Consider the following 25428-nt stretch of genomic DNA (forward strand, 5'->3'; position numbering starts at 1 on the left):
AATTTCAAGCGCGTAAGGGGGAGGAAACCGAAATGAACAAGAAAGAACTCGTCGACGCGATCACTGATCGTGTCGGTGACAAGAAGACGGCGACCGAAGCCGTCAACGCCGTCCTCGACGCCATCCAGAGCGCTGTCGCGAGCGGGGACAAGGTCTCGATCACCGGCTTCGGCGCCTTCGAGATGGTGCACAAGCCGGCCCGTACGGCCCGCAACCCTTCCACCGGCGACCCGATCAAGGTGGAGGAGAGCTGGGCGCCCAGGTTCCGCCCCGGGGCGGACTTCAAGGAGCAGGTCAACGCGGGTGGCAAGGCTGCCAAGAAGAAGTAGCCGGCCCCACCCCGCACCAGTGGACGGCGCTCGGAGCCCCCGGGCGCCGTTCGTCGTTCCATGCCCGGTGCCGCAGCCGCACGAGGGCGCGGTCTCTCCCTCCCTGACCTGCGTAAACGTGTGTAATCTCAGGTAAGCGAGTCGTAGGGCGCGTATGCGGGGGACCTCTCGATCGCGTGCGTATGGTCAGACCGGGGGAAGACGCAGTGCAAGTCGGTCAAAAACCTGAGACACAAGCAGGGCGAAAACGCGAGTCCAGCCGGGTGCCGCTGGACGTGTTCGACCGGGCGCCGGTCGCGGTCCTGGTGACCTGCGGGGACGAGCATCGACTGCTCTACACGAACGACGCCTTCCGTGCGATGTTCGGGGACCGGCCGATCGGGGCGCCGGTGCGGGAGGGTCTCCGCGACGTCCTCGGGCAGGACGTTCTCGCCGTGTTCGACGAGGTCCGGGAGACGGGGGAGACGGCGCGCCTCGACGAGGTCCGCGTGACCGTGGACCGGAGTGGCGGCCCACGCGAGCGGCTCTTCCGGATGAGCCTTTCCAAGATTCCCCTGCAGGGCGGCGAGAGCGGACTCCTGGCGGCGGTCCAGGAGGTCACGGAGCAGGTTTCCGCCGCACGGCGGCTCCACCTGATGGAGAAGGAGTGGCTCCGCCTCCAGCGCCGCTACCAGAGCATGGTGTGGGCGGACGCGCACATGGTGTGGGTGACCGGCCCGCACGGCGAGTCCAGGGAGGTGAGCCAGGGCTGGCAGCGGCTGACGGGACAGACGACGGAGGAGAGTCTCGGCCACGGCTGGCTGGACGCCCTGCATCCGGAGGACCGCGTGCCCGCCAGGGACTCGTGGGACAAGGCCACGGGAGACGGGCTCTCGCTCTACGAGCAGATCTACCGTGTCCGCACCCGCGACGGCACATACCGGCACATCCGGTTCCGGGCCGTGCCCGTGTACGAGAACGGCGCGGTGACGGAGTGGGTGGGAGCCTCCACCGACGTCGAGCAGGAGTGGCAGGAGGACCGCCGCCGCCGGCTGCTGGACCGTGCCGCCGCCGCGGCGACCGACATCACCAACCTGGAGGAGATGTGCCAGGCGTTCGCCGGTGTGATCGTGCCGGAGCTCGCCGACTCGTGCCACGTCTACCTGCTGCCCGAGTCGAGCGGCGGCCTCCCGCACGCGCCCATCGTCACCGAGCGCATCGCCTCCGCCGTACGTGAAGGACTGCCGAGACTGCCGACCCGGCGCAAGGAGTATCACACCGTCGACGGCGCGCTGGTGCGCGCGGTACGGCGGCGCCGCCCTGTCAAGCTCTCCTACCCTCCGGGCCGTCCTTCGTTCTCCTGCCCTGAGGCCGTGAGGACCTGGATGGCCGAGATCGGGTCGCACAGCCTGGCCCTCCTGCCGATCGTCGTCGAGGGCGAGGTGGCGGCCGTGGTCACTACCGGTGTCTGCGGGGATCGCCCTCCGATCCCGTGTGGCGACGTCCAGTTGATGCGGGAGATGCTCGACCACGCGCACGACGCGGTCAGCAAGGCTCTGCGGTTCCGCCGCACGCAGAGGGTGGCCTTGGCCCTGCAGCACAGCCTGCTGGCCGAGCCGCCCCACGTCCCCGGCCTGGAGCTCGCCGCGCGCTATCAGGCGAGCCCGACCGCCGCCGAGATCGGCGGAGACTGGTACGACGCATTCCCGCTGCCCTGCGGCGCCGTCAAGCTGGTCATCGGGGACGTGGCCGGGCACGACCTCGGCGCCGCCGTCTGCATGAGCCAGGTGCGGAACATGCTGCGGGCGCTCGCCGTCGACCGCGACGGCTCCCCGGGCGACGTCCTGTGGCGGCTGAACAGAGCGCTGGAGACCCTGAACGGCGAGAGCACGGCGACGTGCGTGCTGGCGCGCCTGGAAAGGGACGGCGACGGCCTGTGGCGGCTGGCCTACTCCGTGGCCGGGCACCCGCCGCCGTTGCTGGTGACCGGCGGGGGGGAGGGCCGCTTCCTCCAGGGCGCGGGCAACCCACTCCTCGGCCTCTACCACGACCAGCCGTGGATCAGCGCCGTGGAGCCGTTGCCGCCGCACAGCACCCTGCTGCTCTACACCGACGGCCTCATCGAGCGGCGGGGAGAGGATCTCGGCGACGGGCTCGAACGGTTGCGGCGGTGTGCGGAGCCGCTCGCCCGCGAGCCCCTGGGCCGGTTCTGCGACGAACTGCTCACCGGGATGCCGGTGACGGGGGAGGACGACGTCGCCATGATCGCGCTGCGTGTGCCGGCGGCAGGGCGCTATGAGGGAGTCGCCTCGTAGCCCGCCTCGTAGCCGGCCCCGTGGCCGGCTTCGTGATGGGGCGGCGCGGCCGGGGCGGTGCGGGCCGCCGGGCGCATCGCCACGACCAGTACGGCAAGCCCGGCGAAGATGACCGCGGCGACGACGCCGGTGACGTGCAGGCCGGCGGTGAACGCCTCCCGCGCCGCGTGCAGCAGGTGCGCGCCTTGACCGGCGGGAAGGTGCCGGCTGGCGGCGACCGCGCCGGCCAGCGAGTCGGACGTGCCGTCCATCCGGCCGCGGTAGACCACCGCGGCCACCACGCCGAGCAGCGCGAGGCCGAGCGAACCGCCGAAGTAGTTGCCGGTCTCCGACATCGACGCGGCCGACCCGGCCCGCTCGGGCGGCACGGACCCGACGACCAGCCCGGTGCCCAGCGCGAACAGCGGGCCGGTGCCCAGCGCGAGCGCGGTGATGCCGATCATCACCAGCGGCAGGGCGCCCGCACCGCCGACGCCGACCAGCAGCAGGCTGCCCACCGCCGACCCCGCCAGCCCGCCGGCGATGGCGGTCGTCCGCTTCATGCGCCGGGCCAGCGCCGGCGCGGCCATGGTGCCGGCCGCCACGCCCAGGCCCATGGGCGCGAACAGCAGCGCCGACGCGAACGGCGAGTAGCCCAGCACGCCCTGCAGATACTGGGTCACCATCAGGCCCGTGCCGGCCATGGCGACCCCGGCGAAGACCAGTGCGACGAGCACGGCCGTGAAGGGGCGGTTGCGCAGCAGCCGCAGGTCCAGCAGCGGCGCCTCCAGCCGCAGTTGCCGGCGTACGAACAGGAACCCGGCGGCCGCGCCGGCGACGAGGGCCACCGCCGGGACGACCGGCACGCTCTCGACGGTCAGTTGCTTGATTCCGTAGACCATCAGGAGCACCGCCACGAGCGACAGCCCGACGCTGGCCGGGTCGAGCCGGCCGGCCCGCTCGCCGCGGAACTCCGGCAGCAGGACCGGCCCGGCGAGCAGCAGCAACGCCATCGCCGGCACGGAGACCAGGAACACCGATCCCCACCAGAAGTGCTGGAGCAGGAATCCGGCGAGCACGGGACCGAGCGCGCCGCCGGTGAACTGGCAGGTCGCCCAGATCGCGATGGCCTTACCGCGTTGGCGTTCGTCGCGGAACATGTTGGTGATCAGGGCGAGGGTGGACGGCGCCAGGGTCGCCCCCGCGACCCCCAGCAGCGCCCGCGCGACGATCAGCATCAGCGGGGTGACCGCGAAGGCGGCCACGACCGACAGCACCAGGAACGCCGCTCCGCCGATCAGCAGCAGCCGTCTGCGGCCGATCCGGTCGCCGAGCGTGCCCATCGTGATGACCAGGCCGGCCACCATGAATCCGTAGCTGTCACTGATCCACAGCTGCTCGACGTTGGTGGCTCCCAGTCCGGTTGTGGCAGCGCGAGGAGCAACGCCGTCGCGTCGATCGCGACGAGCAATGCCGGCAGCGCCAGGACGACCAGTCCCAGCCACGCCCGGTTGACTCGCATATGTGGAACTCCCTGTTCTCTCGACGACTCGCCGGTTGGTCGGAGCGGCCGGAAGTTTTTTGACACGGATATGTGTCAAGACGGCGGCGACGGCTCCGACCAACCGGTGGAATGGCCCGACGGGGCTCGCGAACCACGAGGAGAACGAGATGAAGTTCCTGATCAGCCTGCACATCAACCCGGCCGTGCTGGACGCGCTGACCGACGAGGAGAAGGCGGCGATCGGCGAGGGCCACGGCAGGTTCATCGAGGCACTGAAGCAGTCCGGCGAGCTGATCACCACGCAGGCGCTGGCCGACCCGTCGCAGGCCGCGGTGGTGTCCGTGCGCAACGGCCAGCCGGTGGTCACCGACGGCCCCTTCCTGGAGTCCAAGGAGTATCTGGGTGGCTTCTACCTGATCGACTGCGAGAACAAGGAGCGGGCGATCGAGCTGGCGGCGCAGATCCCGGACGCCGCGATCGAGGGTCTCGGGATCGAGGTGCGGCAGGTCATGTTCGCCGACGGACAATTGGAGGCATGACAGCACCGGTCATCGAGGACCTGCTGCGTGAGCTCACGCCGCAGGTCCTCGGCGCGTTGGTACGCCGACACGGCCGGTTCGAAGGGTGCGAGGACGCCGTGCAGGAGGCCGTCCTGGCCGCCGCCGTGCAGTGGCCGTCGGAGGGAGTGCCGGACAACCCGCGCGGCTGGCTGTTGACCGTCGCGTCCCGGCGGCTCATCGACCAGATGCGCAGCGATCACGCGCGCCGCGAGCGGGAGTCGGCGACGGCCGCCGTCGAGGTGCCGCCTGAGGACGTGCCGGACACCGACGACACGCTCGTCCTGCTGTTCCTGTGCTGCCATCCCACGCTGACCCCGGCCTCCCAGGTCGCCCTGACGCTGCGGGCGGTCGGCGGCCTGACCACTGCCGAGATCGCCCGCGCGTTCCTGGTGCCGGAGGCCACGATGGCGGCCAGGATCAGCCGGGCCAAGCAGCGCATCAAGGCCGCCGGCAGCTCGTTCGGCCTGCCGGACGGCGCGGAGCTCCAGGAGCGGCTCCGGGTTGTCCTGCACGTGCTCTATCTGATCTTCAACGAGGGCTACACCGCCTCCTCGGGCAGCGAGCTGCACCGCGCCGACCTCGCGCACGAGGCGATCAGGCTGACCAGGATGGTGCACGCCCAGCTGCCCGACGACGGCGAGGTCACCGGGCTGCTCGCGCTGATGCTGCTGACCCACGCCCGCCGGGAGGCCCGTACGACCCCGACCGGCGACCTGGTGCCGCTGGACGAGCAGGACCGCACGAAGTGGGACCGCGGGCTGATCGACGAGGGCGTCGAGCTGGTCAAGGCGTCGCTGGCCGGCCCGGCGCTGGGGCCTTACCAGCTGCAGGCCGCCATCGCCGCCACGCACGCCGACGCGGCCACGGCCGAGGAGACCGACTGGCCGCAGGTGCACGCCCTTTACCTGATCCTTGAGCGGATCGCGCCCAACCCGATGGTCACTCTCAACCGGGCGATCGCGCTCGCCGAGACCGAGGGCCCGGCGGCCGGGCTGGCCCTGCTGTCCACCTTGGACGGTGACGAGCGGATGGCCGGGCATCACCGGTTGCTGTCCGTGCGCGCGCATCTGCTGGAGAAGACCGGCGACACGGCCGGGGCGTACGAGCACTACCGGCGCGCCGCGAAGTCCACCGCCAGCATCGCCGAGCAACGCTACCTGGAGTCTCGGGCCGGCCGGGTAAGGGCATAGGCTCCGCCCGGCCCTGGGCCCCGTCGGACGCTCGCCACGGCATCGCCGCCGGCGGGCGTCCGGAGCCCGGTTCTTCTCACATTCCCAGCAGGTGCCGGAGGACCAGCAGCCCGATCTCCAGCCCCACCTGCAGGCCGATCCCCGCCTCGGCGGAACCCACCAGCGCGAGGGCGAGTGGCATCAGGACGGGGAACAGGACACGGACTGTCCGGGCCAGGATGTGCGGCAGCGCGAACGGCACGGAAATCGTGATCGTCATGACGGACCTCCTGTCTCGTGCCGGGCGTCCGGCACGGGTGAGAACCCGTCACCTGGCGTGACAGCGGGCGGCGACCGCCTCGACGACGCCGGAGCTTCGCGTCGTGCCGGGGAAGGTGACGGGATGGGATGGTTGTGGACTACTGCCGGAAGTCATCCCGACCACCTCCTCATAGTCGTGCGGCGACACGTTAGAGCCCCTCCAGTAGAACCCCGGCCGGGTGATCGGGTCAAACCCGCCCTGGTCAGGAGGCCGGAAGCGGGGAGAGCGTCCCGTGGGCGACCGGTCAGGCGATGACCGGCGCGGTGGGGGAGCCGAATCCGCGCAGCAGGGTGTCCACCACCCGGGTCGCGAGGGCCTCGGCGTCCCCGCCCGCGGCCGCGCCCTCCGCGGCGGCCTCGTGGATGAGGGCGTAGTAGACGCGGCGGGTCCAGTCGAGGTCGGCGTCGGGACGCAGCACGCCCGCCTCGCGGGCCCGGCGGAACAGCCGCTCGCAGTCGTCGCGGACCTCCGCGTGCACGCGGGCGGCCTCGGGGTGGGCGCCGTCGGCCGTACGGCTCATGGCGAACCACCAGTTCGTCTTCACCCGCAGGACGTTGGCGGTGACCTGGTAGAGCGCGACGAGGGGCGGGGTGCTGTCCGCGTGGGCCGACTCGACGGCCTCGGCGAACTGGCGGGCGGCCCAGCCGGTGAGCTCCTCCACCAGGGCTTCGCGGGTGGCGAAACGGCGGTGGACGGTTGTGCGGGCGACCCCGGCCGCCTGGGCGACCTGCTCCATGGTCGCCGCCGGATTGGCGGCGAACACGCGCTCGGCCGCCTCGAGGATCGTCCGTACCGTCCGCTCGGAATCGGCCCGGAGCGGACGCTTCCCGTGCTGCGAAGACTGCTGGGCTGCCGTCACCGCTACATGCTACCGGAGGGCTCCACCTTAACCCATTACTTGCAACAGTCATGTAGCGAGTAATAGTGTCTTCGCGTCATCGAAGTTGCGACTAGCGCGGAGGGATTCGGCATGGACATGGGACTCAAGGGACGTACGGCGCTGGTGACGGGTGCCAGTCGTGGCATCGGGCTGGCGACCGTCGCGGCGCTCGCCGCGGAGGGCGTCCGCGTGGTGGCGGCGGCGCGGAACGTCACCGCGGAGCTGAAGGAGACCGGCGCGATCGCCGTGCCCGTGGACCTCTCGGCGCCCGAGGGCCCGGCGCACCTGGTCGAGCGCGCCGTCGCCGAGCTGGGGGAGGACCTCGACCTGCTGGTCAACAACGTGGGCGGCGGGGACCCCGGTGCGAACGCCGTCCGGGGATTCCTCGGCTTCGCGGACGACGAGTGGCTCTCGTGGTTCGAGCTCAACTTCTTCGCCGCCGTCCGTACGACCCGCGCCGCGCTGCCCGGCGTCCTGCGCCGCCGCGGCGTGATCGTGAACATCTCTTCGAACGGCGCCCGGATGCCGCACGCGGGTCCGGTGCCGTACACCACGGCGAAGGCGGCGCTCACCGCGTTCGGCAAGGCCCTGGCGGAGGAGTTCGGGCCGCAGGGGGTGCGGGTGAACACGGTCTCACCCGGTGCGGTCCGCACCGCGATGTGGGAGGCGCCCGACGGCTACGGCGCCGAGTTGGCGGCGGCGCTGGGAGTGCCGCACGAGCAGTTGCTGGCCGGGCTGCCGGCGCAGACGGGCATGACCACGGGACGGCTGGTCGAACCGGGGGAGGTGGCAGCCCTCGTGACCTACCTCGCCTCGCCACGCGCGGCGAGCGTCAACGGCGCGGACCTGGTGATCGACGGAGGAGCGATCAAAACGGTCTGACGCGCCAGTTTGCCGGAAACCCAGGGTGTAGGAGATTCAGGGTGTAGGAGATTCAGGGTGTCGGGAACGTCGAGAGCGTCACGTAGGTGACGCGGCCGTCCGCCACGACGAGGGCGACCCGCTGGCCGGGGCGCAGATGCCGCAGCGGCCCGGCGTCGAACGCCTCGCCGTCGAACGGGACCCGGGTGCCGTCGTCGAGGAAGACCCAGCCCGAGCGGGTCGCGGGGTCGAAGCTCTGCACCGTCGCCTGCACGCGGCCAGCCTACCGCCGCGTGCGGAAAATCCTTTGACCAGTGGATCTTCCGGCTGCCAGCATGTCCCGCCATGACCGAGGCGGCACGGAGGAGCCTGTGGCGCGTCCGCGACTTCCGGCGATACGCCGGGTCCGACGCGGTCAGCAAGCTCGGCAGCGAGGTCTCCCTGGTCGCCCTGCCGCTCACGGCGGCGCTCACCCTCCACGCGAGCCCGTTCCAGGTGGGCCTGCTCACCGCCGCGGAGATGGTGGCGTTCCTGCTGGTCGGCCTGCCCGCCGGAGCCTGGGTGGACCGGATGCGGCGCCGTCCCGTGCTGGTCGCCGCCGACGTGGTCCGCGCGCTGGCGCTGCTGTCGATCCCGGCCGCGGCCGTGCTCGGCGTGCTCGGCCTGCCCCAGATGTACGCCGTGGCCCTGGTGATCGGGCTGTGCACGGTCTTCTTCGACGTCGCCCACCAGAGCTACCTCCCGTCCATCGTCGGCCGGGAGGACCTCGCCCGCGGGCACGGCGCGCTCGCCGCGAACCAGTCGCTCGCCCAGCTCGCGGGCCCGGGGATCGGCGGGTGGCTGGTGCAGGCGCTCACCGCCCCGATCGCGGTGGTCGCCGACGCCCTCAGCTACGCGGCGTCCGCGTTGCTGCTCCTCGGCGTACGCGCGGACGAGAAGCCCGGCGGAAGGGGCGTCCGGGGTGGGAGCCGGCTGTGGCCGGAGATCGCCGAAGGGCTCCGGTTCGTCGCCGGGCAGCCCGTCCTGCGCCGGGTCGCCGCCGTGGGGGCGCTGATGATGCTGTCGTTCGGCCTGTGGTCGGCCACGGTGCCGCTCTACCTCGTCCGCGAGGTCGGCACGAGCCCCGGCACGTACGGCACGCTGCTGTCGGCCGGTGCGGTCGGCGGGGTGGCCGGCGCCTGGCTCGCCCCGCGGATCGCGGCCCGCCTGGGAACGGGCCGGGCCATGTACGCCGCAGCGTGGGCGGCCACGGTGTGCACCGCCCCGCTCGCGCTGACGGCGGCGGGCCCCCGCCTGCTGATCCTTCCGGTGGCCCTGGCGGCCAGTGGGGTGGCGACCACCGTGTTCAGCGTGGCGCAGGGGGCCTACCGCCAGTCGATCTGCCCGCCGCACCTGCTCGGCCGCCTGAGCGCCACCATGCGCTTCCTGATGTGGGGCCCGATGCCGCTCGGCGGCCTGCTGGCGGGCACGCTGGGGCAGCTCGCCGGGGTGCGGGTCGCGTTCTGGGCCGCGTGCGGGGCCTACACGCTCGCCCACCTGCCGGTCCTGCTCGCGCCGCGGATCCGCGAGGTCTCCTGATCCGCGAGGTCTCCTAGCCCTCCTCGCTCTCCCTGCCCTCCTCATCGGGGTCCGGCTCGCCGATGTAGGAGGCGAGGCCGCGCAGGATGATCTCCAGGCCGAGCTCGAACCGGTAGTCGTTCGACTCGTCCACCATGATGTCGGCGAGCCGCACCAGGTTCGGGAACCGATCGGGCGGCAGCGAGGCGAAGTAGTCGTTGACCTCCTCGCGCAGCTTGTGCCACGAGGTGTGGCTCTCGCGGTAACGCTGCTGCCAGAGGCTCTCCTCCAGCGCGAACCCGTTGATGTACGTGGACAGCATGTCGCCGGAGACGGCCAGGACCCGCCGCGGCATCCCGGCGGCGCCGAGGACGGCCATCAGCCGCTCGACGTAGGGGAGCAACTCCGGCGTGAACGGGACGTGGCCCATCGCGAGCTTCGCCAGATCGCGACGGCTCAGCAGCCGCTCACGCGCCTGGCGGGCGAAGTCCTTGACCTGCTCCCGCCAGTGCTCGGGGTCCGGCTCGGGAATCTCGTAGCCCTCGAACATGCGGGTGTACATGAGCTGCAGCAGCTCGTCCTTGTCGCGTACGTGGACGTACAGCGCCGAGACGGCGACACCGAGTTCGGCGGCGACCTGCCGCATGCTCAGCCGGTCGTAGCCCTCACGGTCGAGGACCGTGTAGGCGGCGTCGATGATCCGCTCACGGGTGAGGGGAACCCTGGCCGGTGTACGTCGCCTGGGCGGACGCTCCCACGGCGGTGTGGGCATGTCCGGCTGCGTCATGGAGGACCTCCCGCTGTTCCGCCCATGCTAGTGAACACCGCTCCGTCCTCACGAACACCGCTCTCGAAACGAGATATATCTTGTACGTCTGGAAAACGCGATATATCGTGGTGAACATCGAACTTGGCGCTGAACACTGATCGGTGATAGAACAGCGCTCACTTTACTATGAACACTGTTCAGTCCCAAGGAGGGGCGATGTCCGAACCCATCACGGCGGCGGCGCCGCCGGCAGCGGCGACCGGAGCGCCGTACCGCTGGCGCTGGGCCGCTCTCTTCGTGATCCTCGCCGGGGAGGTCATGGACCTTCTCGACGCGATGGTCACCAACATCGCGGCGCCCGAGATGCGCGCCGACCTCGGCGGCTCCGAGGCCGTCATCCAATGGCTGGGCGCGGCCTACACGCTCTCGATGGCCGTGGGTCTGATCACCGGTGGCCGGCTCGGGGACATCTTCGGCCGCAGGCGCATGTTCCTGATCGGCGCCGCCGGGTTCACCGTGGGTTCCCTGCTGTGCGCCGTCGCCCAGTCGCCCGAGATGCTGATCGGCGCCCGGGTGATCCAGGGCCTGTTCGGCTCGGTCATGCTGCCCCAGGGCCTCGGCATGATCAAGGAGATGTTCCCGCCTGCGGAGATGGGCAAGGCGTTCGGCATGTTCGGGCCGGTCATGGGGTTGTCGGCCGTGGGCGGCCCGATCCTCGCCGGTTGGCTCGTGACGGCCGACTTCTGGGGCACGAGCTGGCGGATGATCTTCTTCATCAACCTGCCTCTCGGCCTGGCCGCGCTTCTCGCCGGGCTGCGCTTCCTGCCCGAATCGAGGTCGCCGCGGCCGCCGCGGCTCGACCTGGCCGGGGTCGTGCTCGCGTCCGTGGGCGCCTTCCTGGTGATCTACCCGCTGGTGCAGGGCCGTGAGCACGACTGGCCCGCGTGGGCGTTCGTCATGCTCGCGGCCTCGGTGCTCGTGTTCGCCGTCTTCGGCTGGTTCCAGTCCCGCCGCAGCCGCTCGGGCGGCGACCCGCTGATCGTGCCGAGCCTGTTCCGCAAGCGCGCGTTCACCGGCGGCCTGTTCACCGGCATGGTGTTCTTCTCCGGCATGGCCGGGTTCATGCTGGCCTTCAACCTCTACTGCCAGCTGGGCCTCGGCTACTCGGCGCTCAAGGCGGGGCTCGCGATGGTTCCCTGGTCGGGCGGCATGATCCTCGGATTCGGCATCGCGCAGGGGCTGCAGAAGTTCGGCCGCAAGCTGCTGCAGGGCGGCACCCTGCTCATGACGCTGGGCGTGCTCGGCGTCCTGCTCACGCTGAACATGGCGGGCATGCACGTCAGCCCCTGGCAGCTCACCCCCGCGCTGGTCGTCAGCGGAATCGGCATGGGCCTGCTGATGTCGCCCTTCTTCGACATCGTGCTCGCCGGCGTGGAGGAGCACGAGACGGGCTCGGCGTCCGGCACGCTGACGGCGGTGCAGCAGCTGGGCAACGCGTTCGGCGTGGCCCTGCTCGGCACGGTCTTCTTCGACCTGCTCGGCGACGTGCCCACCGCCGGAAGCTTCGACCAGGCCATGAAGATCACCCTCTGGGTGGTCGCCGGAATGCTCCTGCTCACCTTCGTCGTGGCCTTCCTCCTGCCGAAGCAGGCCCGCGAGAACGCGGAGGCGGCCCACTGACGCGACGTCACGGGTGACCATGCCGGAGCGGGGGCTCGGCGTGGTCGCCCTTCGTGCGTCCGGCGGCGTCGCGTACGTTCCCCCGCCGCGCCGGCGGGACGCGTCGGCAGCCGTCCGCTACGGCCGGGGAGCCGTGCCGCCGAGGATCAGGGCGGCGACCTCGGCGGTGGCGGGGCCGACGCCCAGGACCAGGGCCTCACGCAGGTCCTCCACCGTGTCCACGTCCCTGCGTACGGAGGCGATCCCCGGCGGGGCCAGTTCCTTGGCTCCCCGGGACAGGTGCCTCGCCCGCGACTCGCCGCCGAAGCCCGGCCGGAAGGACACGCCCGGCCGTACGCCGTAGAACGTCGTGCCCACCTCGGCGGCGTCGGGGACGAACGCCTGGTCGAACTCCAGCGCCGCCGCGAGCACCGTCTCCAGCTCCGCGGGCCGCAGGGCGGGCAGGTCGGCCTGCAGGGCGCCGACGGCGTCGTCCGGCGCGAGCCGTACGGCCTCCTCCGCCCCGGTCCGCAGGGCGGTGTTCAGCCCCCGGTCGGGGTCGGTCACCACGTGGGCCCCGAGCGCGGCCAGCCGCCGCGCGGGCAGCGGGTCGGCCGTCACGACCACCACGCGCGCCACCAGCGGACAGCGCAGCGCCGCCGCCACGGTGTCGGAGGCCACCGCGACCGCCAGATCGGCCCGGTGCGGCCCGGCCGCCGCCGCGAGCCGTGTCTTGGCCCGGATCAGGGTCTTCACCGGGACCACTATTGACCATCGCGCGAGGTGCATGCCTGTAGCATCCCGCCTCGACATCGCCCATGGCCAACCGGGAGACTTGTCCCGGATCCCGGTGATTTGGAGACCCTGTGAGCCACCCCAGCGAGCCCTCGTCCGACCCGACCACCCCGTCAGTGCCCGCCTCCGCCGCGGTGAGCCGGCGTGCCGGCCGGCCGCCGCGCTTCTGGGAGACGCTCGCGGTCGTCGTCGTCAAGCCGATCTCACGGCTGTTCGTGAAGCGGAGGTGGCGCGGCGGGGAGCACATCCCCCGCACCGGCGGTCTGATCATCGCGGCCAATCACCTGTCGTGGTCCGACCCCGTGCTGCTCTCGCACTACCTGTACAACAACGGGCGGTGGCCGACGATCCTGGCCAAGGCGGGTCTCTTCCGGATCCGCGGGCTCGGTCACGCCATCGCCCAGCTCCAGGCCATCCCCGTCGAGCGGAACAGCACCGAGGCCACCAAGTCGCTCAAGATCGCCGAGGAGCGGTTGCGGAGCGGCGCCTGCATCCTGTTCTATCCCGAGGGCACGATCACCCGCGATCCCGACCTCTGGCCCATGGTCGGCAAGACCGGCGTCGCCCGGCTGGCCCTCGCGACCGGCGTGCCGGTCGTCCCGATCGCTCACTGGGGCGCTCAGGAACTGCTGCCGTACGGGGCGAAGAAGCCCCGCCTGCTGCCCCGCTCGACCTTCCACGTGCTGGCCGGGCCGCCGGTCGACCTGTCCAAGTACGCCGGGCAGCCCATGCGCGGCTCGGTCCTGCGCGACGCGACCGCGGACATCACGGCCGCCATCACCGACCTGCTCGCCGAGATTCGGGATGAGAAGGCGCCAGAGGTCCCTTATGACCCCAAGAACGCGGCCAACGGCTGAGCGGAGCGTACCGTGAGGGGGGAGCGCGCGGAGCAAGAGGAGTGGTGCGGCCAGTGAGCAGGGCGGCTGTTTTCGGAACGGGCTCGTGGGGCACCACGTTCGCGATGATCCTCGCCGAGGCCGGCACCCCCACGACCCTGTGGGGCAGGCGGGCCGAGATCGTCGACGCGATCAACGAGACCCGGGAGAACCCCGAGTATCTGCCGGGGATGCGGCTGCCCGACACGATCCGCGCCACGACGGACCCCGCCGAGGCCATGGACGGCGCCGACTTCGTGGTCCTCGCGGTGCCGTCCCAGACGCTGCGCGCCAACCTCCAGGTGTGGAAGCCCCACATCCCGCCGGAGGCCGTGCTGGTCAGCCTGATGAAGGGCGTCGAGCTCGGCACCTGCAAGCGGATGAGCGAGGTCATCTGCGAGGTGGCCGAGGTGCCGGAGCGCAGGGTGGCCGTGGTCTCCGGGCCCAACCTGGTCCCCGAACTGGCGCAGCGGCAGCCCGCCGCCGCGGTCGTCGCCTGCTCCGACGAGGAGGTGGCCGCCCGGCTTCAGGAGGCGTGTCACCTGCCGTGGTTTCGGACCTACACGAATCCGGACGTGGTGGGCGTCGAACTCGGCGGCGCGGTCAAGAACGTCATCGCACTGGCCGTCGGGGTCGCGGTCGGCATGGGCCTGGGCGACAACGTGCGGGCCACGCTCATGACGCGCGGCCTCGCCGAGATCGCCCGGCTGGGCGCGGTGCTCGGGGCGGACCAGCACACCTTCGCCGGCCTCGCCGGAATGGGCGACCTCGTCGCCACCTGCACCTCGCCCCTGTCGCGCAACCGCACCTTCGGGGAGAACCTGGGCCGCGGCATGACGATGGCCGAGGTCGTCGCCGCCACGAAGCAGACGGCCGAAGGGGTCAAGTCGTGCGAGTCGGTGCTCGAACTGGCCAGGAAGCACGACGTGGAGATGCCCATCACCGAGGTGGTCGTCGGCGTCGTCCACGACGGGATGACCCCCGGTGAGGCCGCCATGCTGCTGATGTCGCGTACTCCCAAGCCGGAGCGCTACGGCGTCTGATCAGCGATTCGGACCTCCGCGACGCGCGCGGCTGACAAGCCGTTTTGCGCCTCGAACACGGTAGATTCGGGCATCATGAATGAGGATCGCGAGTCCCCGTCACGCGTGCGCGTGGCAGTCGTCTTCGGCGGCCGCAACTCCGAGCACGCCGTCTCCCTGATGGGCGCAGGCAGTGTGCTGGAGGCCATCGACCGGTCGAAGTACGAGGTCATCCCCATCGGCATCGCCCAGGACGGGCGCTGGGTGCTGGCGTCGGGCAACCAGTCCTACGCGATCGAGTCCGGCCGCCTGCCCGTCGTCGACGACTCCGGCACGGCGCTCGCGCTCCCCGGGGACTCCGGCTCCCTCGTGGCACTCGAGTCCGGCGAGATCCCGCGCGCGCTCGGCCGGGTGGACGTCGTGTTCCCCATGTTGCACGGCCCGTTCGGCGAGGACGGGACGATCCAGGGCCTGCTGGAGATGGCCGGGGTCCGCTACGTGGGCTCGGGCGTGCTGGCCAGCGCGGTCGGCATGGACAAGGCGTACATGAAGCTCGTGCTGCGCGCCGCCGGGCTGCCGGTCGGCCCGTTCGTGGTCGTACGCGACCGCGACTGGCGGCTCGACCGCGGGCGGGTGCTCAAGGAGATCGAGGAGCTGGGCTGGCCGGTGTTCGTCAAGCCGTCCCGGGCCGGGTCGTCGCAGGGCATCTCCAAGGCGCACGACTCCGAGTCGTTGGAGGCGGCGATCGAACTCGCCCGCGAGCACGACCCGAAGGTGCTGGTCGAGGCCGCCATCGTCGGCCGGGAGGTCGAGTGCGCGGTGCTGGAGTCGCTCGGCGACGCCGCGCCCGAGGCGAGCGTCCCCGGCGAGGTGCTCGTCCGGGGCGAGCGCGAGTTCTTCGACTTCGAGGCCAAGTACTACCCCGACCAGATGGCGCTCCAGGCACCGGCCGACATCCCCGCCGAGGTGGCGGAGACGGTGCGGTCCATGGCGGTGCGCGCGTTCGAGGCGCTCGGCTGCGAGGGCCTGTCGCGGGTCGACTTCTTCTACACGCCGTCGGGCGAGCTGATCGTCAACGAGATCAACACCATGCCGGGCTTCACGTCGCTGTCGGTCGCGCCGCAGCTGTGGGCCGCCACCGGCCTGCCGTACGCCGCCCTGGTCGACCGGCTGATCCAGCTCGCGCTGCGCCGGCCCGCGGGCCTGCGGTAGCTACTCCGGGATGCTCGACTTGATGGGCTCGGCGAGGTCGACCAGCACGGCCCCGGCCTGGTGCTCCTGCCCGATCGTCACCTCGACGTACGCGACCCGGTTGGTCGACGTGAACAGCGTCGGCCGGCGCGGGTCCTGGAACCAGCCGACGCCGTTGATGTCGGCGACCTCCGCCGTCGGCTCCATGGCGGCCGGCCGGGGCACGCCGCAGCGCAGGGCGATCTGGCCGTCGCCCCAGACGGCGACGTACGGCGAGGGAGGCTCGGAGGCGGCCCGGTCGAGCCCGTCGAGCGTCTTCGGCAGCGCCGCGTCGAGCTTGCGGCAGGCCGCCGCCGCCTCGCCGGTCGGCGTGGGCGGCTCCACGTGGACGGTGGACGAGCAGCCGGTGAGCAGGACGAGCGCCGCCAGGGCCGTGCCTGCCAGCGCGGCGCGTACGGGCCCCTTCGCCTCTCGCATCGTCTCCCCGGCTCGTGTTCCGCTCAGATGTGGACGATCGGACACGTCAGTGTACGGGTGATGCCGTGCACCGCCTGGATCTGGGCCACCACGAGCTTGCCGAGCTCGTCCACGTTGTTGGCCTGGGCGCGGACGATCACATCGTAGGGGCCGGTGACATCCTCGGCCTGCGTCACCCCGGGGATGGAGGCGATCTCCTCGGCCACGTTGGCGGCCCTGCCGACCTCGGTCTGGATAAGGATGTAGGCCTGCACCATGACGCCCTCCGGGTAGAGATCAGTGCCGGAGCGTAACCGTACCTCGAATGCACTAGGGGTGTGCTATCACAGTCGGAGATCTCGGCGAATTCGGAGTAATTCAGCGGATATCGGGACGCCTTCCGCGGACTGCGGCCGTACTGCTGGGCCCCGGCGACGACGCCGCGGTCCTGAAGGCCCCCGACGGCCGGGTTGTCGTGAGCACGGATCTACTGATCGAGGGTAGGCACTTCCGCCGCGACTGGTCGAGTGGCTACGACATCGGCCGTAAGGCGGCGGCGCAGAACCTTTCCGACATCGTTGCCATGGGAGCCGATCCCACCGCCCTCGTGGTCGGCCTGGGGCTGCCCCCGGACGTCGGCGCCGACTGGGTGGACGCCCTGACCGACGGCTTCCGCGACGAGTGCGACCTGGTGGGGGCGACCGTGGCGGGCGGCGACATCGCCCGCTCGGAGACCGTCGTGCTCGGCGTGACCGCGCTGGGCGATCTCGGCGGCAGGGCTCCGGTGACCCGGTCGGGCGCGCGTCCCGGTGACGTGGTCGCGGTGGCGGGCCGCCTCGGCCACGCGGCGGCCGGCCTCGCCCTGCTCGGGGCGGGGGTGACCGGCGGTGCCCCCGATCTCGTGACCCTGTTGGAGGCGCACCGCCGTCCCCGGCCGCCATACCCCTGCGGTCCGCGGGCCGCGCTGCTCGGTGCGACCGCGATGCTCGACGTCAGCGATGGCCTGCTGCAGGACCTCGGGCACGTCGCCGACGCGAGCGGCGTGGCCGTCGAGTTGGACGTCGCCGCTCTGCCCGTGCCGGAGGCGCTGTCCGCGGCGGCGCGCGAACTCGGCGCGGACCCGCTGGAGTGGGTGCTGACCGGCGGTGACGACCACGCTCTGGCCGCGACGTTCCCTCCCGAGGTACGGCTGCCGCCCGAGTGGACGCCTGTAGGGGCGGTCGCGGAGGGTCGCGGGGTGCGAGTCGACGGACAGACCTGGACCAGAGGGGGATGGGATCACTTCCGTGCTTGATGTGAAATTTGTGACATAGGCGTATTAGATCTGTTATTAAGTATGGCGGTCAGGCAACAGGAAGGACCGTCATGGGCCGTCACGCGTCAGGACGCAGTTCACGAGAGGGTCAGCCCTCCCCGGCTCAGGACGACCCTCCAGGGAGGGCCGCAGGCCCGGACCACTTGGCCTTCCGTCCTCCGGCGACGCCGGGTGACGCCGCACAGACCCCTTCCGGGCTCGGCCACCCAGGGCCGCGGCAGAGCGGCGGGGACGCGCCCTGGCCGGCGCCGCCTCCGGAGACGACCGGTGGCGATGTGACGATCGGCGGGCATGTGACGACCGGTGCGGCTGTGCCGTGGCCCGTGCCGCCCTCGGAGGCGACGACCCGGATGTTCGCCGCGCTGTCGCCCGAGAGGCTGGAGTCCGAGAGCCTGGCATCGTCCGAGCGTTCGGAATCGTCCCGGCGTTCGGAGCCGTCCGAGCATCTGATGACGTCCGGGGGCTCCGGGGGCCGCGGCTCCTCCGGGCGGGGCCGGGACGGCCGCGCAAAGCAGCCGAGGCGTACGCGGCGGCTCGCGCTCGTGTCGGGGCTGTCCGTGCTGCTGGCCGTGGGCGTCACGGCCGGCGGCGCACGGCTGATCGCCGGGCGGACCTCCCTGAGCATGGAGCAGCCGACGACGGCTTGCCCGACGTCCGAGAACTGCGCCGCCGCGGGCGGGCCGTACGGGGCGCTCGGCTCCGGCCAGGCCCTCGGTGAGACGTCGGCGCCTGGTGATCCGACCGGTAACCCGGGCCAGAGCGGCCAGGACCAGTCAGGCCAGGAGGACTCCGGCACGACCGGTTCCGGGCAGGACGACGACACCGGGCAGGGCGGGTCGGCGGCTCCTGAGGCCACACCGGTTTCCACGGCGACCTCGAAGGGCAAGGACCGCGACCACGCGTCCGCCCGTACGCGCACGCCGTCCACCGCCGCTCCGCGTGCGTCGGCCCACGCCTCTCCACGGGTGGGCGATGCTCCCGCCACCGACACGGCCGCCCCGGACGACCCTGCGGAGATCGTGCCCGACAACGGCGTGACGCCCGGCGATACCACGCTCGACGACACCGGCAACACCGGGAACACAGGGAACACAGGAGGCGCTTCGGGCACGGACGCGGCCGACGCCGGCACGACCGGCTCGACCGGCACCGGCACGGACACGGCGCGGACGAAATCCGCTCTCGCCGCCGGCGGCCCGGCGGTGCGGGTGCGGTTCACGGTCACAGAACGGGACGGGAGCGGGTACGCGGCCCGGCTCACCGTACGCAACGAGGGACCGGCCCTGCCCGCCTGGACCATCCGGCTGGCCGTCGGCGGGCAGGTGACGGCGGTCGAGGGGGCGGACTGGAGGCAGCAGGGTGACACCCTGACCCTGAGCTCGCAGACCGCGCTGAGCGAGGGCGGCACGCTGACGCTGACCGTCCACGCCGACGGCGCGTCCGCCGCACCCGCCGACTGCGTGCTCTCCGAGGGGCGATGCGAGGTGGCCGGCCCCGGCCCGTCCCGCCACCGCGACTGACCCGCCCTGATCGTGAGGCCCGCCCGGCCGGGACGCCCCCTGGGGGATGGGGGCGTTCCCGGGGGAGCGGCCGGCGTTTTGGTTGGATGGGCGCATGACCACCCCACCACGTGTCCTGACCATCGCGGGCTCGGACTCCGGCGGCGGCGCCGGCATCCAGGCCGACCTGAAGACCATGCTGGCTCTGGGCGTGCACGGCATGAGCGTCATCGCGGCCGTGACGGCGCAGAACTCACTGGGCGTGCAGGGCTACTGGGAACTGCCCCCCGAGGCGGTGCGGGCACAGCTCGACTCGGTCCTCGGCGACATCGGAGCCCAGGCGATCAAGACGGGCATGCTGGCGTCGTCCGTGCTGGTGGAGACCGTCGCGGAGGTGCTCGCGGGCGTGACCGCGCCCGTCGTGGTGGACCCGGTCGGCGTCTCCAAGCACGGCGACAGCCTGCTCGCGCCGGAGGCCGTGGAGACCGTCAAGAGCGTGCTGCTGCCGACCGCGACCGTGGTCACCCCCAACCTGTGGGAGGTCGAGCAGCTCACGGGCGTCAAGGTGGAGGACACCGGCGACATGCCCCGCGCCGCCGAGGCCGTGCTTGCCCTCGGCCCGAAGTGGGCGCTGATCAAGGGCGGTCACCTCCCTGGCGAGCCGGTGGACCTGCTCACCGACGGGTCGAGCGAGCACCGCTTCACCGCCGAGCGGCACGACAACCGGCACACCCACGGCACCGGCTGCACGCTCGCCTCCGCGATCGCGTCGTACCTCGCTCTCGGGGAGGACGTGCCCGGCGCCGTACGGCGGGCCAAGGAGTATGTCACGGGCGCCATCGCGCACGGCTTCCCGCTGGGCGTGGGCATCGGCCCCGTGGACCACGGCTGGCGGATGCGGACGGACACCTGAGTCGTCAGCGGAAGTCGCCGGCGTGGTCGGCGGCCCATTCCCGGAACGTCCGCGCGGGCCTTCCGGTGATCTCCTCCACCGTCGAGGTGATCAGGTCGGAGCGGGGCCGTCGCGTGCTCGCCAGCAGTGCCTCGACCAGGGCGGGCGGCCTGCCGTCCGCGAGCATCCGCTCCCGTGCCGTCTCCACGGGGACCTTCTCGAAGCGCAGCGGACGGCCGATCGCCTCTCCGATCATGCGGACCTGGTCGGCCCTGCTCACCACCTGTGGTCCGGTCAGCACGTGCGTGGCGCCCACGTGCCCGTGGCCGGTCAGCACGCGCGCCGCCACGGCCGCGACGTCGGCCTGGTGGACCACCGCCGTGGGGGCGATGTCGGGGCCGCGTACGACACCGTCCTGCCGGATCTGCCCGGCCCACCCCAGGGCGTTGGAGGCGATCGTGTCGGCCCGCAGGACGGTCCACTCCAGCCCCGACGCCTCGATGAGGCTCTCCATGTCGGCGTGGAGCCGGTTGATCGGATCGGTCTGCCGTTCCACGCCCGACGACGACAGGTACACGAGGCGGCGGGCGGAGCCCGCGATCGTGGCGAGGACGGCCGGCGCGCCCTCGGACGTGAGGAACGGCCAGACCAGGAACACCGTGGTGATCCCGTTCAGCGCCCTCTCCAGGGTTTCCGGCTCGGACAGGTCTCCTGCCGCGATCTCCACGCCTTCGGGCATGCGGGTCGTCAGGGCATCGCGTACGAACGCGCGCACCGGGACACCGGCGGATACGAGCTGAGTGACGACTTCCCGGCCGACATTGCCGGTCGCGCCCGTCACGAGAATATGGGTCATGACCGTGATCAACCGCACCGCGACAGGGATATTCCGGTGCGATGTCCGTGCCGTCGCCGGTCACAGGAGCACGAAAGCCCGCCACCGGTCCGGTGGCGGGCTCTCGAGGGAGTCAGTCGGTCAGCGCGAGACCTTGCCCGCCTTGATGCAGGAGGTGCAGACGTTCATCCGCTTCGGCGTCCCGTTGACCACCGCGCGCACGGTCTGGATGTTGGGGTTCCAGCGGCGGCGGGTGCGGCGGTGCGAGTGGGAGATGTTGTTGCCGAAGATCGGCTTCTTGGCGCAGACGTCGCAGACGGAAGCCACGGTAATCGCTCCTTTGAATCAGTCGATCGGCCCGGCGCCGGTGCAGCGGCTCGTCCGAGCAATGCCGGGACAACCGGCTGGCCACACGAGGATATCCGATGTTCACCGGTGCACGCCAAACGGGACTCCGGCGAACGGGGATAGTCTCGTACCCGCCAACGGTAGCGCATCGAGGGGCTGGAGCGCGCGGAAGGAAGGTCGGCCGATGCTCAAGGTGCTCGATCCCCCCGCGGTCCGCCGCTGGTCGCGCCACTGCGCGGCGGCCCTCGGCCGGGCCAGGGCGGAGATCGACGCGCTTAACGTGTTCCCCGTGCCCGACGGCGACACCGGCACGAACCTGCACCTCACGATCCTGTCGGCGGCCGAGGCGGTGGACGCGCTGCCCGGCGACGCGGACGCGGACGCCACGTGGGAGGCCCTGACGCGCGGGGCCCTGCTCGGCGCGCGGGGCAATTCCGGGGTGATCGTCAGCCAGGCCGTCAGGGGCATGGGCGAGGTGCTCGGGCGCGCGCCGGGAGGCGGCGCCGACCTGCGCGACGGTCTGACGAGGGCGGCCGCGATGGCCAGGGCGGCGGTGGTCCGGCCGGTGGAGGGCACGGTGCTGAGCGTGCTGTCGGACGCGGCGCATGCCGTACGCGACGCGCCCGACGACCTGCCCGAGGTGGCCCGCCGGGCGGCGGAGGAGGCGCGGCGGGCGCTGCGCCGTACGACGGGTCAGCTCGACGTGTTGTCCCGCAACGGCGTGGTGGACGCGGGCGCGGCCGGGCTGGTGATCATGCTGGAGAGCCTGGCCGAGGTGGTGACCGAGGCGTACAGCGAGCGGCACGAGGTGCCCGCCCCGGCCGCGCGGATCGCGCCGGAGGAGCTCGGACGGCAGGACGCGGGCGGCCCCGGTTACGAGGTCATGTACCTCCTGGACGCGGGCGCGCACGAGGTGGACCGGCTGCGGGGCGAGCTCGACGCGCTGGGGGACAGCCTGGTGATCGTCGGCGGGGAGGGCCTGTGGAACGTCCACGTCCACGTGGACGACGCGGGCGCGGCGATCGAGGCCGGGCTGCGGGCCGGGCGCCCGCATCGGATCAAGGTGACCTACCTCGGGGGACGGCCGCACGAGCCGGGCCCGGCCAGGGGCGTCGTCGCGGTCGCCGCCGGTGACGGCCTGGCGGCGCTGTTCCGGGAGGCGGGAGCGGTGGTCGTGCGGCGCGAGCCGGGCTCGGCCCCGGCGGCGGCGGCCCTGCTGCGGGCCGTGCGCGAGGCCGGCACCGAGGTCGCGGTGCTGCCCAACGACGCGGCCGTGTACGACGTCGCCGTGGCCGCCGCGGAGATCGCCAGGGAGGAGGGCGTGACGGTCAGCGTCCTGCCCACCCGGGCGTCGGTGCAGGGCCTGGCCGCGCTGGCCGTGCACGACCCGCTGCGCCGCTTCGACGACGACATCGTGGCGATGACCGACGCCGCCGGGCACACCCGCCACGGGCACGTGTGGGTGGCCGACCGCGAGGCGATGACCAGCGCCGGGATCTGCCGCCCCGGCGACGTGCTCGGGGTGGTGGACGGCGAGGTCGCGCTGATCGGCGCGGACCTGGCGGCGACCGCGGTCGAGGTCGTCCGGCGCCTGGTCTCCGGCGGCAGCGAGATGGTCACGCTCGTCATCGGCGCGGGCGCGCCCGAGGCGCTGCTCGACGCCGTACGCGACCATCTGGAGCGGGTCCGCCCGGACCTGGAGATCGTCGTGTACGAGGGCGGGCAGGGCGGCTATCCCCTCCTGATCGGCGTCGAGTAGCCGGATTGTCGGCCTGCACGGGTAGGAATTGGTGTCGTGACGAGCTTCGACGAGCCGCTCAAGAAGGTGGTCGGCAGGTCGGCCGCCCCGCTGGAGAGCGCGCTGGGCATCAGCACGGTCGGTGAACTGCTGCGCCACTATCCGCGGCGATACGCGCAGCGGGGGGAGCTGACGCCCATCGCGTCACTGGAGCACGACGAGCACGTCACCGTGGTCGCCAAGGTGTCGTCCGCCGTGCGCAGGCCGATGAAGAACCGGCAGGGCACCTGGCTCGACATCGAGGTGACCGACGGCAAGGAGAAGCTGCACCTGGCCTTCTTCGGCAAGGGCGCCTACGTCGCCGAGCAGCGGCTCACCCCCGGCACCGAGGCGATGTTCTCCGGCAAGGTCGGCGTCTTCGTCGGCGGGAGGACCAGGCGCGTCTCGCTCACCCATCCCGAGTACGAGTCGTTCGACGAGACGGAGGAGACGGCCGAGGAGTTCGCCTCCGCGCTGGTGCCGATCTACCCGTCCGCGCAGGGGCTGCCGAGCTGGAAGATCCGCCGGGCCGTGCGCACGGTGCTCGACGTGCTCAGCCTGGACGACCCGGTGCCCGCCGAGATACGGGAGCGGCTGGGGCTGCTGCCGATCGAGGAGGCGCTGCGGCGCGTCCACCGGCCCCGCAGCCAGGCGGACGTCGCCCGGTCGCACGACCGGCTGAAGTTCGACGAGGCGTTCGTCCTGCAGGCCGTCCTGGTGCGGCGGCGCATGGCCGCGTCCGCCTGGCTCGCCAGGGCCCGCCCGGGGCGCGACGACGGGCTGCTGCGCGAGTTCGACAAGCGGCTGCCGTTCCAGCTCACCGAGGGGCAGCGGCAGGTCGGCGAGGAGATCGCCGCCGACCTCGCCCGTGAACATCCCATGCACCGGCTCCTTCAGGGCGAGGTCGGCGCCGGCAAGACCGTGGTCGCGCTGCGCGCGATGCTCCAGGTGGTCGACTCCGGCGGGCAGGCCGTGCTGCTCGCCCCCACCGAGGTCCTCGCCCAGCAGCACCACCGGTCGATCGTGAACATGCTGGGGGACCTCGCGGCCGGCGGGATGTTCGGCGGGACCGCGGTCGCGCTGCTCACCGGCTCGATGGGGGCCGCCGCGCGGCGCGGCGCGCTGCTCGACGCGGCCTCCGGCGCGGCCGGCATCGTGATCGGCACCCACGCCGTGCTGCAGGAGCACGTCCAGTTCGCCGATCTCGGGCTGGTCGTGGTGGACGAGCAGCACAGGTTCGGCGTCGAGCAGCGCGACGCGCTGCGTGAGAAGGGCGGCGGCGGACGCCCCCACGTGCTGGTCATGACGGCGACGCCGATCCCGCGCACGGTCGCGATGACCGTGTTCGGCGACCTGGAGGTCTCCACGCTGTCCCAGCTCCCGTCGGGCCGGGCCCCGATCACCACCCACGTGGTGCCCGCCGCGGAGAAGCCCCACTTCCTCGACCGCGCCTGGCAGCGGGTACGCGAGGAGGTCGGCCTGGGCCGCCAGGCGTACGTGGTGTGCCCGCGCATCGGCGACCAGGAGGGCGACGAGGGTGACCTGGCGAAGGACGACGACGAGCGCAGGCCGCCCCTGGCGGTGCTCGACGTCGCGCGCATGCTCGGGGAGGGGCCGCTGGCCGGCCTGCGGATCGAGGCGCTGCACGGCAAGCTCGCGCCCGAGGACAAGGACGCGGCGATGCGCGCCTTCACCCGGGGCGAGATCGACGTCCTGGTCGCGACCACCGTCATCGAGGTCGGCGTCGACGTCCCCAACTCGTCGGTGATGGTCATCATGGACGCCGACCGCTTCGGCGTCTCGCAACTCCACCAGTTGCGCGGCCGGGTGGGCCGGGGCGGCCTGCCCGGGCTGTGCCTGCTCGTGAGCGAGGCCCCGGAGGGCACCCAGGCGCGCCGCAGGCTCGACGCGGTGGCGGCGACCCTCGACGGCTTCGAGCTGTCCCGTGTCGACCTGGAGCAGCGCCGGGAGGGCGACGTGCTCGGCGCCGCCCAGTCGGGGCGCAGGTCCTCGCTCAAGCTGCTGCAGCTCCTGCGCGACGAGGACGTGATCGAGGCCGCCCGGGCCGAGGCGACCGCCCTGCTGTCCGCCGATTCCGAGCTGACGGCTCACCCGGCCCTGCGCGCCGAGATCGACACCATGGTCACCGACGAACGCGCCGAGTTCCTCGAAAAGGCGTGACCGCCATCCCCGCCGCCGCGCGCCGCGGGTGCGGGCGGGGGAGGTGGCCGGCGGGCGGGGGCGCTGCGGCATGCGACGGGGGCAGGCAAGTGAAAGGGGGCCGGAAAGTGAAACGGGCGCCGTGTGAACACGACGCCCGTTTAACGACCCAGGGCCCAGCCTTGGGACGGCCTCCCCCCGAATGCCGTCCCCGGCCGGGCCCGCCCTCGGGTCAGGTGCCGAGGGCGCCGACGTGCGGAAGGGCTCACGACCACGCCGGCCGGCCTTCCCCTGGGTCACCGTGAAGGCCGCAGAACTCATGATGCGCATGTGACGGAGCCCGCGATACGGCTCTTACTCATTCGTCGCCGCCGCTTGCC

General features: G+C 72.2%; 24 protein-coding genes and 1 pseudogene. 15 read left to right on the forward strand and 10 right to left on the reverse strand.

Translation table 11 applies throughout. The features are described 5' to 3' along the window. Positions 1-32 precede the first annotated feature (32 nt). Together IL992_RS00770 and IL992_RS00775 are read left to right on the forward strand one after the other, a co-directional pair. Positions 33-329, forward strand: coding sequence for an HU family DNA-binding protein (locus tag IL992_RS00770; protein ID WP_142562214.1), 297 nt, complete (start codon positions 33-35; stop codon positions 327-329). Between the two features lie 263 nt (positions 330-592). Beyond that, positions 593-2623, forward strand: a complete 2031-nt coding sequence (locus IL992_RS00775) for a SpoIIE family protein phosphatase (RefSeq protein ID WP_319018239.1) — start codon at positions 593-595, stop codon at positions 2621-2623. Here IL992_RS00775 and IL992_RS00780 read toward each other — a convergent pair. Beyond that, positions 2602-4124 (reverse strand): annotated as a pseudogene (locus tag IL992_RS00780) (MFS transporter). The gene IL992_RS00775 and the pseudogene IL992_RS00780 sit on opposite strands and share 22 nt — an antisense overlap. Positions 4125-4273: 149 nt before the next feature. Between IL992_RS00780 and IL992_RS00785 the strand changes: the two are divergent. Together IL992_RS00785 and IL992_RS00790 are read left to right on the forward strand one after the other, a co-directional pair. Beyond that, complete coding sequence (locus IL992_RS00785) at positions 4274-4645, forward strand: YciI family protein (protein WP_193201364.1); 372 nt, start codon at positions 4274-4276, stop codon at positions 4643-4645. Further along, entirely contained in the window at positions 4642-5856 is a 1215-nt protein-coding gene (locus tag IL992_RS00790) for an RNA polymerase sigma factor (protein ID WP_193201365.1), read from the forward strand. The genes IL992_RS00785 and IL992_RS00790 overlap by 4 nt, the downstream gene beginning before the upstream one ends. A gap of 76 nt (positions 5857-5932) precedes the next feature. On the opposite strand, the gene IL992_RS00795 is transcribed toward IL992_RS00790, so the two are convergent. Then, positions 5933-6115, reverse strand: a complete 183-nt coding sequence (locus IL992_RS00795) for a hypothetical protein (protein ID WP_193201366.1) — start codon at positions 6113-6115, stop codon at positions 5933-5935. 286 nt (positions 6116-6401) lie between these two features. Next, positions 6402-7016: a TetR/AcrR family transcriptional regulator gene (locus tag IL992_RS00800; protein ID WP_193201367.1), complete on the reverse strand. Its 615-nt coding sequence runs from the start codon at positions 7014-7016 to the stop codon at positions 6402-6404. A gap of 111 nt (positions 7017-7127) precedes the next feature. Here IL992_RS00800 and IL992_RS00805 point away from each other — a divergent pair, with 111 nt between their 5' ends. Further along, positions 7128-7919, forward strand: a complete 792-nt coding sequence (locus tag IL992_RS00805) for an SDR family oxidoreductase (RefSeq protein WP_193201368.1) — start codon at positions 7128-7130, stop codon at positions 7917-7919. A 52-nt stretch (positions 7920-7971) separates the two neighbouring features. On the opposite strand, the gene IL992_RS00810 is transcribed toward IL992_RS00805, so the two are convergent. Beyond that, positions 7972-8172 (reverse strand): hypothetical protein, encoded by a 201-nt coding sequence (locus tag IL992_RS00810; protein WP_193201369.1) that lies wholly within the window; start codon positions 8170-8172, stop codon positions 7972-7974. A gap of 71 nt (positions 8173-8243) precedes the next feature. Here IL992_RS00810 and IL992_RS00815 point away from each other — a divergent pair, with 71 nt between their 5' ends. After that, on the forward strand, positions 8244-9476 hold the full coding sequence (locus IL992_RS00815) for an MFS transporter (RefSeq protein WP_193201370.1): 1233 nt from the start codon (positions 8244-8246) through the stop codon (positions 9474-9476). A gap of 13 nt (positions 9477-9489) precedes the next feature. On the opposite strand, the gene IL992_RS00820 is transcribed toward IL992_RS00815, so the two are convergent. After that, positions 9490-10242 carry a TetR/AcrR family transcriptional regulator gene (locus tag IL992_RS00820; protein ID WP_193201371.1) on the reverse strand — a complete coding sequence of 251 codons (753 nt, stop codon included), beginning with the start codon at positions 10240-10242 and terminating at the stop codon, positions 9490-9492. Positions 10243-10440: 198 nt separating this feature from the next. On the opposite strand from IL992_RS00820, the gene IL992_RS00825 reads away from it, so the two are divergent. Beyond that, complete coding sequence (locus IL992_RS00825; RefSeq protein WP_193201372.1) at positions 10441-11904, forward strand: MFS transporter; 1464 nt, start codon at positions 10441-10443, stop codon at positions 11902-11904. A gap of 117 nt (positions 11905-12021) precedes the next feature. On the opposite strand, the gene cofC is transcribed toward IL992_RS00825, so the two are convergent. Further along, on the reverse strand, positions 12022-12672 hold the full coding sequence (gene cofC / locus IL992_RS00830; RefSeq protein ID WP_193201373.1) for a 2-phospho-L-lactate guanylyltransferase: 651 nt from the start codon (positions 12670-12672) through the stop codon (positions 12022-12024). A gap of 77 nt (positions 12673-12749) precedes the next feature. Between cofC and IL992_RS00835 the strand changes: the two genes are divergently transcribed. The 3 genes from IL992_RS00835 (at position 12750) to IL992_RS00845 (ending at position 15787) form a co-directional block, all read left to right on the forward strand. Continuing rightward, positions 12750-13535 (forward strand): lysophospholipid acyltransferase family protein, encoded by a 786-nt coding sequence (locus tag IL992_RS00835; protein WP_319018240.1) that lies wholly within the window; start codon positions 12750-12752, stop codon positions 13533-13535. Positions 13536-13588: 53 nt separating this feature from the next. Further along, positions 13589-14596 carry an NAD(P)H-dependent glycerol-3-phosphate dehydrogenase gene (locus IL992_RS00840; protein ID WP_193201374.1) on the forward strand — a complete coding sequence of 336 codons (1008 nt, stop codon included), beginning with the start codon at positions 13589-13591 and terminating at the stop codon, positions 14594-14596. Between the two features lie 75 nt (positions 14597-14671). Continuing rightward, on the forward strand, positions 14672-15787 hold the full coding sequence (locus IL992_RS00845) for a D-alanine--D-alanine ligase family protein (RefSeq protein ID WP_193201375.1): 1116 nt from the start codon (positions 14672-14674) through the stop codon (positions 15785-15787). Here IL992_RS00845 and IL992_RS00850 read toward each other — a convergent pair whose 3' ends face one another. Continuing rightward, positions 15788-16243 (reverse strand): DUF3515 domain-containing protein, encoded by a 456-nt coding sequence (locus IL992_RS00850; protein ID WP_193201376.1) that lies wholly within the window; start codon positions 16241-16243, stop codon positions 15788-15790. It lies immediately after the preceding gene. 23 nt (positions 16244-16266) lie between these two features. Further along, positions 16267-16500 (reverse strand): Lrp/AsnC family transcriptional regulator, encoded by a 234-nt coding sequence (locus tag IL992_RS00855; RefSeq protein ID WP_193201377.1) that lies wholly within the window; start codon positions 16498-16500, stop codon positions 16267-16269. 65 nt (positions 16501-16565) lie between these two features. On the opposite strand from IL992_RS00855, the gene IL992_RS00860 reads away from it, so the two are divergent. From IL992_RS00860 to thiD, 3 genes are all read left to right on the forward strand, one after another. Beyond that, complete coding sequence (locus tag IL992_RS00860; protein ID WP_193201766.1) at positions 16566-17516, forward strand: thiamine-phosphate kinase; 951 nt, start codon at positions 16566-16568, stop codon at positions 17514-17516. A 332-nt stretch (positions 17517-17848) separates the two neighbouring features. After that, entirely contained in the window at positions 17849-19057 is a 1209-nt protein-coding gene (locus tag IL992_RS00865; RefSeq protein ID WP_226872044.1) for a hypothetical protein, read from the forward strand. Positions 19058-19151: 94 nt separating this feature from the next. After that, positions 19152-19949 (forward strand): bifunctional hydroxymethylpyrimidine kinase/phosphomethylpyrimidine kinase, encoded by a 798-nt coding sequence (thiD, locus tag IL992_RS00870; protein WP_193201379.1) that lies wholly within the window; start codon positions 19152-19154, stop codon positions 19947-19949. 4 nt (positions 19950-19953) lie between these two features. On the opposite strand, the gene IL992_RS00875 is transcribed toward thiD, so the two are convergent. Continuing rightward, positions 19954-20784: an NAD(P)H-binding protein gene (locus IL992_RS00875; protein ID WP_193201380.1), complete on the reverse strand. Its 831-nt coding sequence runs from the start codon at positions 20782-20784 to the stop codon at positions 19954-19956. Between the two features lie 120 nt (positions 20785-20904). Continuing rightward, positions 20905-21090, reverse strand: a complete 186-nt coding sequence (gene rpmB / locus IL992_RS00880) for a 50S ribosomal protein L28 (protein ID WP_079312702.1) — start codon at positions 21088-21090, stop codon at positions 20905-20907. A 205-nt stretch (positions 21091-21295) separates the two neighbouring features. On the opposite strand from rpmB, the gene IL992_RS00885 reads away from it, so the two are divergent. Further along, positions 21296-22870, forward strand: a complete 1575-nt coding sequence (locus tag IL992_RS00885; protein ID WP_193201381.1) for a DAK2 domain-containing protein — start codon at positions 21296-21298, stop codon at positions 22868-22870. A gap of 36 nt (positions 22871-22906) precedes the next feature. Then, positions 22907-25069: an ATP-dependent DNA helicase RecG gene (recG, locus tag IL992_RS00890; RefSeq protein ID WP_319018241.1), complete on the forward strand. Its 2163-nt coding sequence runs from the start codon at positions 22907-22909 to the stop codon at positions 25067-25069. Positions 25070-25428: the final 359 nt, after the last annotated feature.

Origin of the sequence: Microbispora sitophila (assembly GCF_014892245.1) — a bacterium.
Taxonomy (GTDB): Bacteria; Actinomycetota; Actinomycetes; order Streptosporangiales; family Streptosporangiaceae; genus Microbispora; species Microbispora siamensis.

Excerpts from the sequence above, each read along its gene's own strand:
- IL992_RS00770 (WP_142562214.1), top strand. The coding sequence starts at position 33 with ATGAACAAGAAAGAACTCGTCGACGCGATCACTGATCGTGTCGGTGAC.
- IL992_RS00785 (WP_193201364.1), top strand. The coding sequence starts at position 4,274 with ATGAAGTTCCTGATCAGCCTGCACATCAACCCGGCCGTGCTGGACGCG.
- IL992_RS00790 (WP_193201365.1), top strand. The coding sequence starts at position 4,642 with ATGACAGCACCGGTCATCGAGGACCTGCTGCGTGAGCTCACGCCGCAG.
- IL992_RS00795 (WP_193201366.1), bottom strand. The coding sequence starts at position 6,115 with ATGACGATCACGATTTCCGTGCCGTTCGCGCTGCCGCACATCCTGGCC.
- IL992_RS00805 (WP_193201368.1), top strand. The coding sequence starts at position 7,128 with ATGGACATGGGACTCAAGGGACGTACGGCGCTGGTGACGGGTGCCAGT.
- IL992_RS00815 (WP_193201370.1), top strand. The coding sequence starts at position 8,244 with ATGACCGAGGCGGCACGGAGGAGCCTGTGGCGCGTCCGCGACTTCCGG.
- IL992_RS00820 (WP_193201371.1), bottom strand. The coding sequence starts at position 10,242 with ATGACGCAGCCGGACATGCCCACACCGCCGTGGGAGCGTCCGCCCAGG.
- IL992_RS00825 (WP_193201372.1), top strand. The coding sequence starts at position 10,441 with ATGTCCGAACCCATCACGGCGGCGGCGCCGCCGGCAGCGGCGACCGGA.
- cofC (WP_193201373.1), bottom strand. The coding sequence starts at position 12,672 with ATGCACCTCGCGCGATGGTCAATAGTGGTCCCGGTGAAGACCCTGATC.
- IL992_RS00845 (WP_193201375.1), top strand. The coding sequence starts at position 14,672 with ATGAATGAGGATCGCGAGTCCCCGTCACGCGTGCGCGTGGCAGTCGTC.
- IL992_RS00850 (WP_193201376.1), bottom strand. The coding sequence starts at position 16,243 with ATGCGAGAGGCGAAGGGGCCCGTACGCGCCGCGCTGGCAGGCACGGCC.
- IL992_RS00855 (WP_193201377.1), bottom strand. The coding sequence starts at position 16,500 with ATGGTGCAGGCCTACATCCTTATCCAGACCGAGGTCGGCAGGGCCGCC.
- thiD (WP_193201379.1), top strand. The coding sequence starts at position 19,152 with ATGACCACCCCACCACGTGTCCTGACCATCGCGGGCTCGGACTCCGGC.
- IL992_RS00875 (WP_193201380.1), bottom strand. The coding sequence starts at position 20,784 with ATGACCCATATTCTCGTGACGGGCGCGACCGGCAATGTCGGCCGGGAA.
- IL992_RS00885 (WP_193201381.1), top strand. The coding sequence starts at position 21,296 with ATGCTCAAGGTGCTCGATCCCCCCGCGGTCCGCCGCTGGTCGCGCCAC.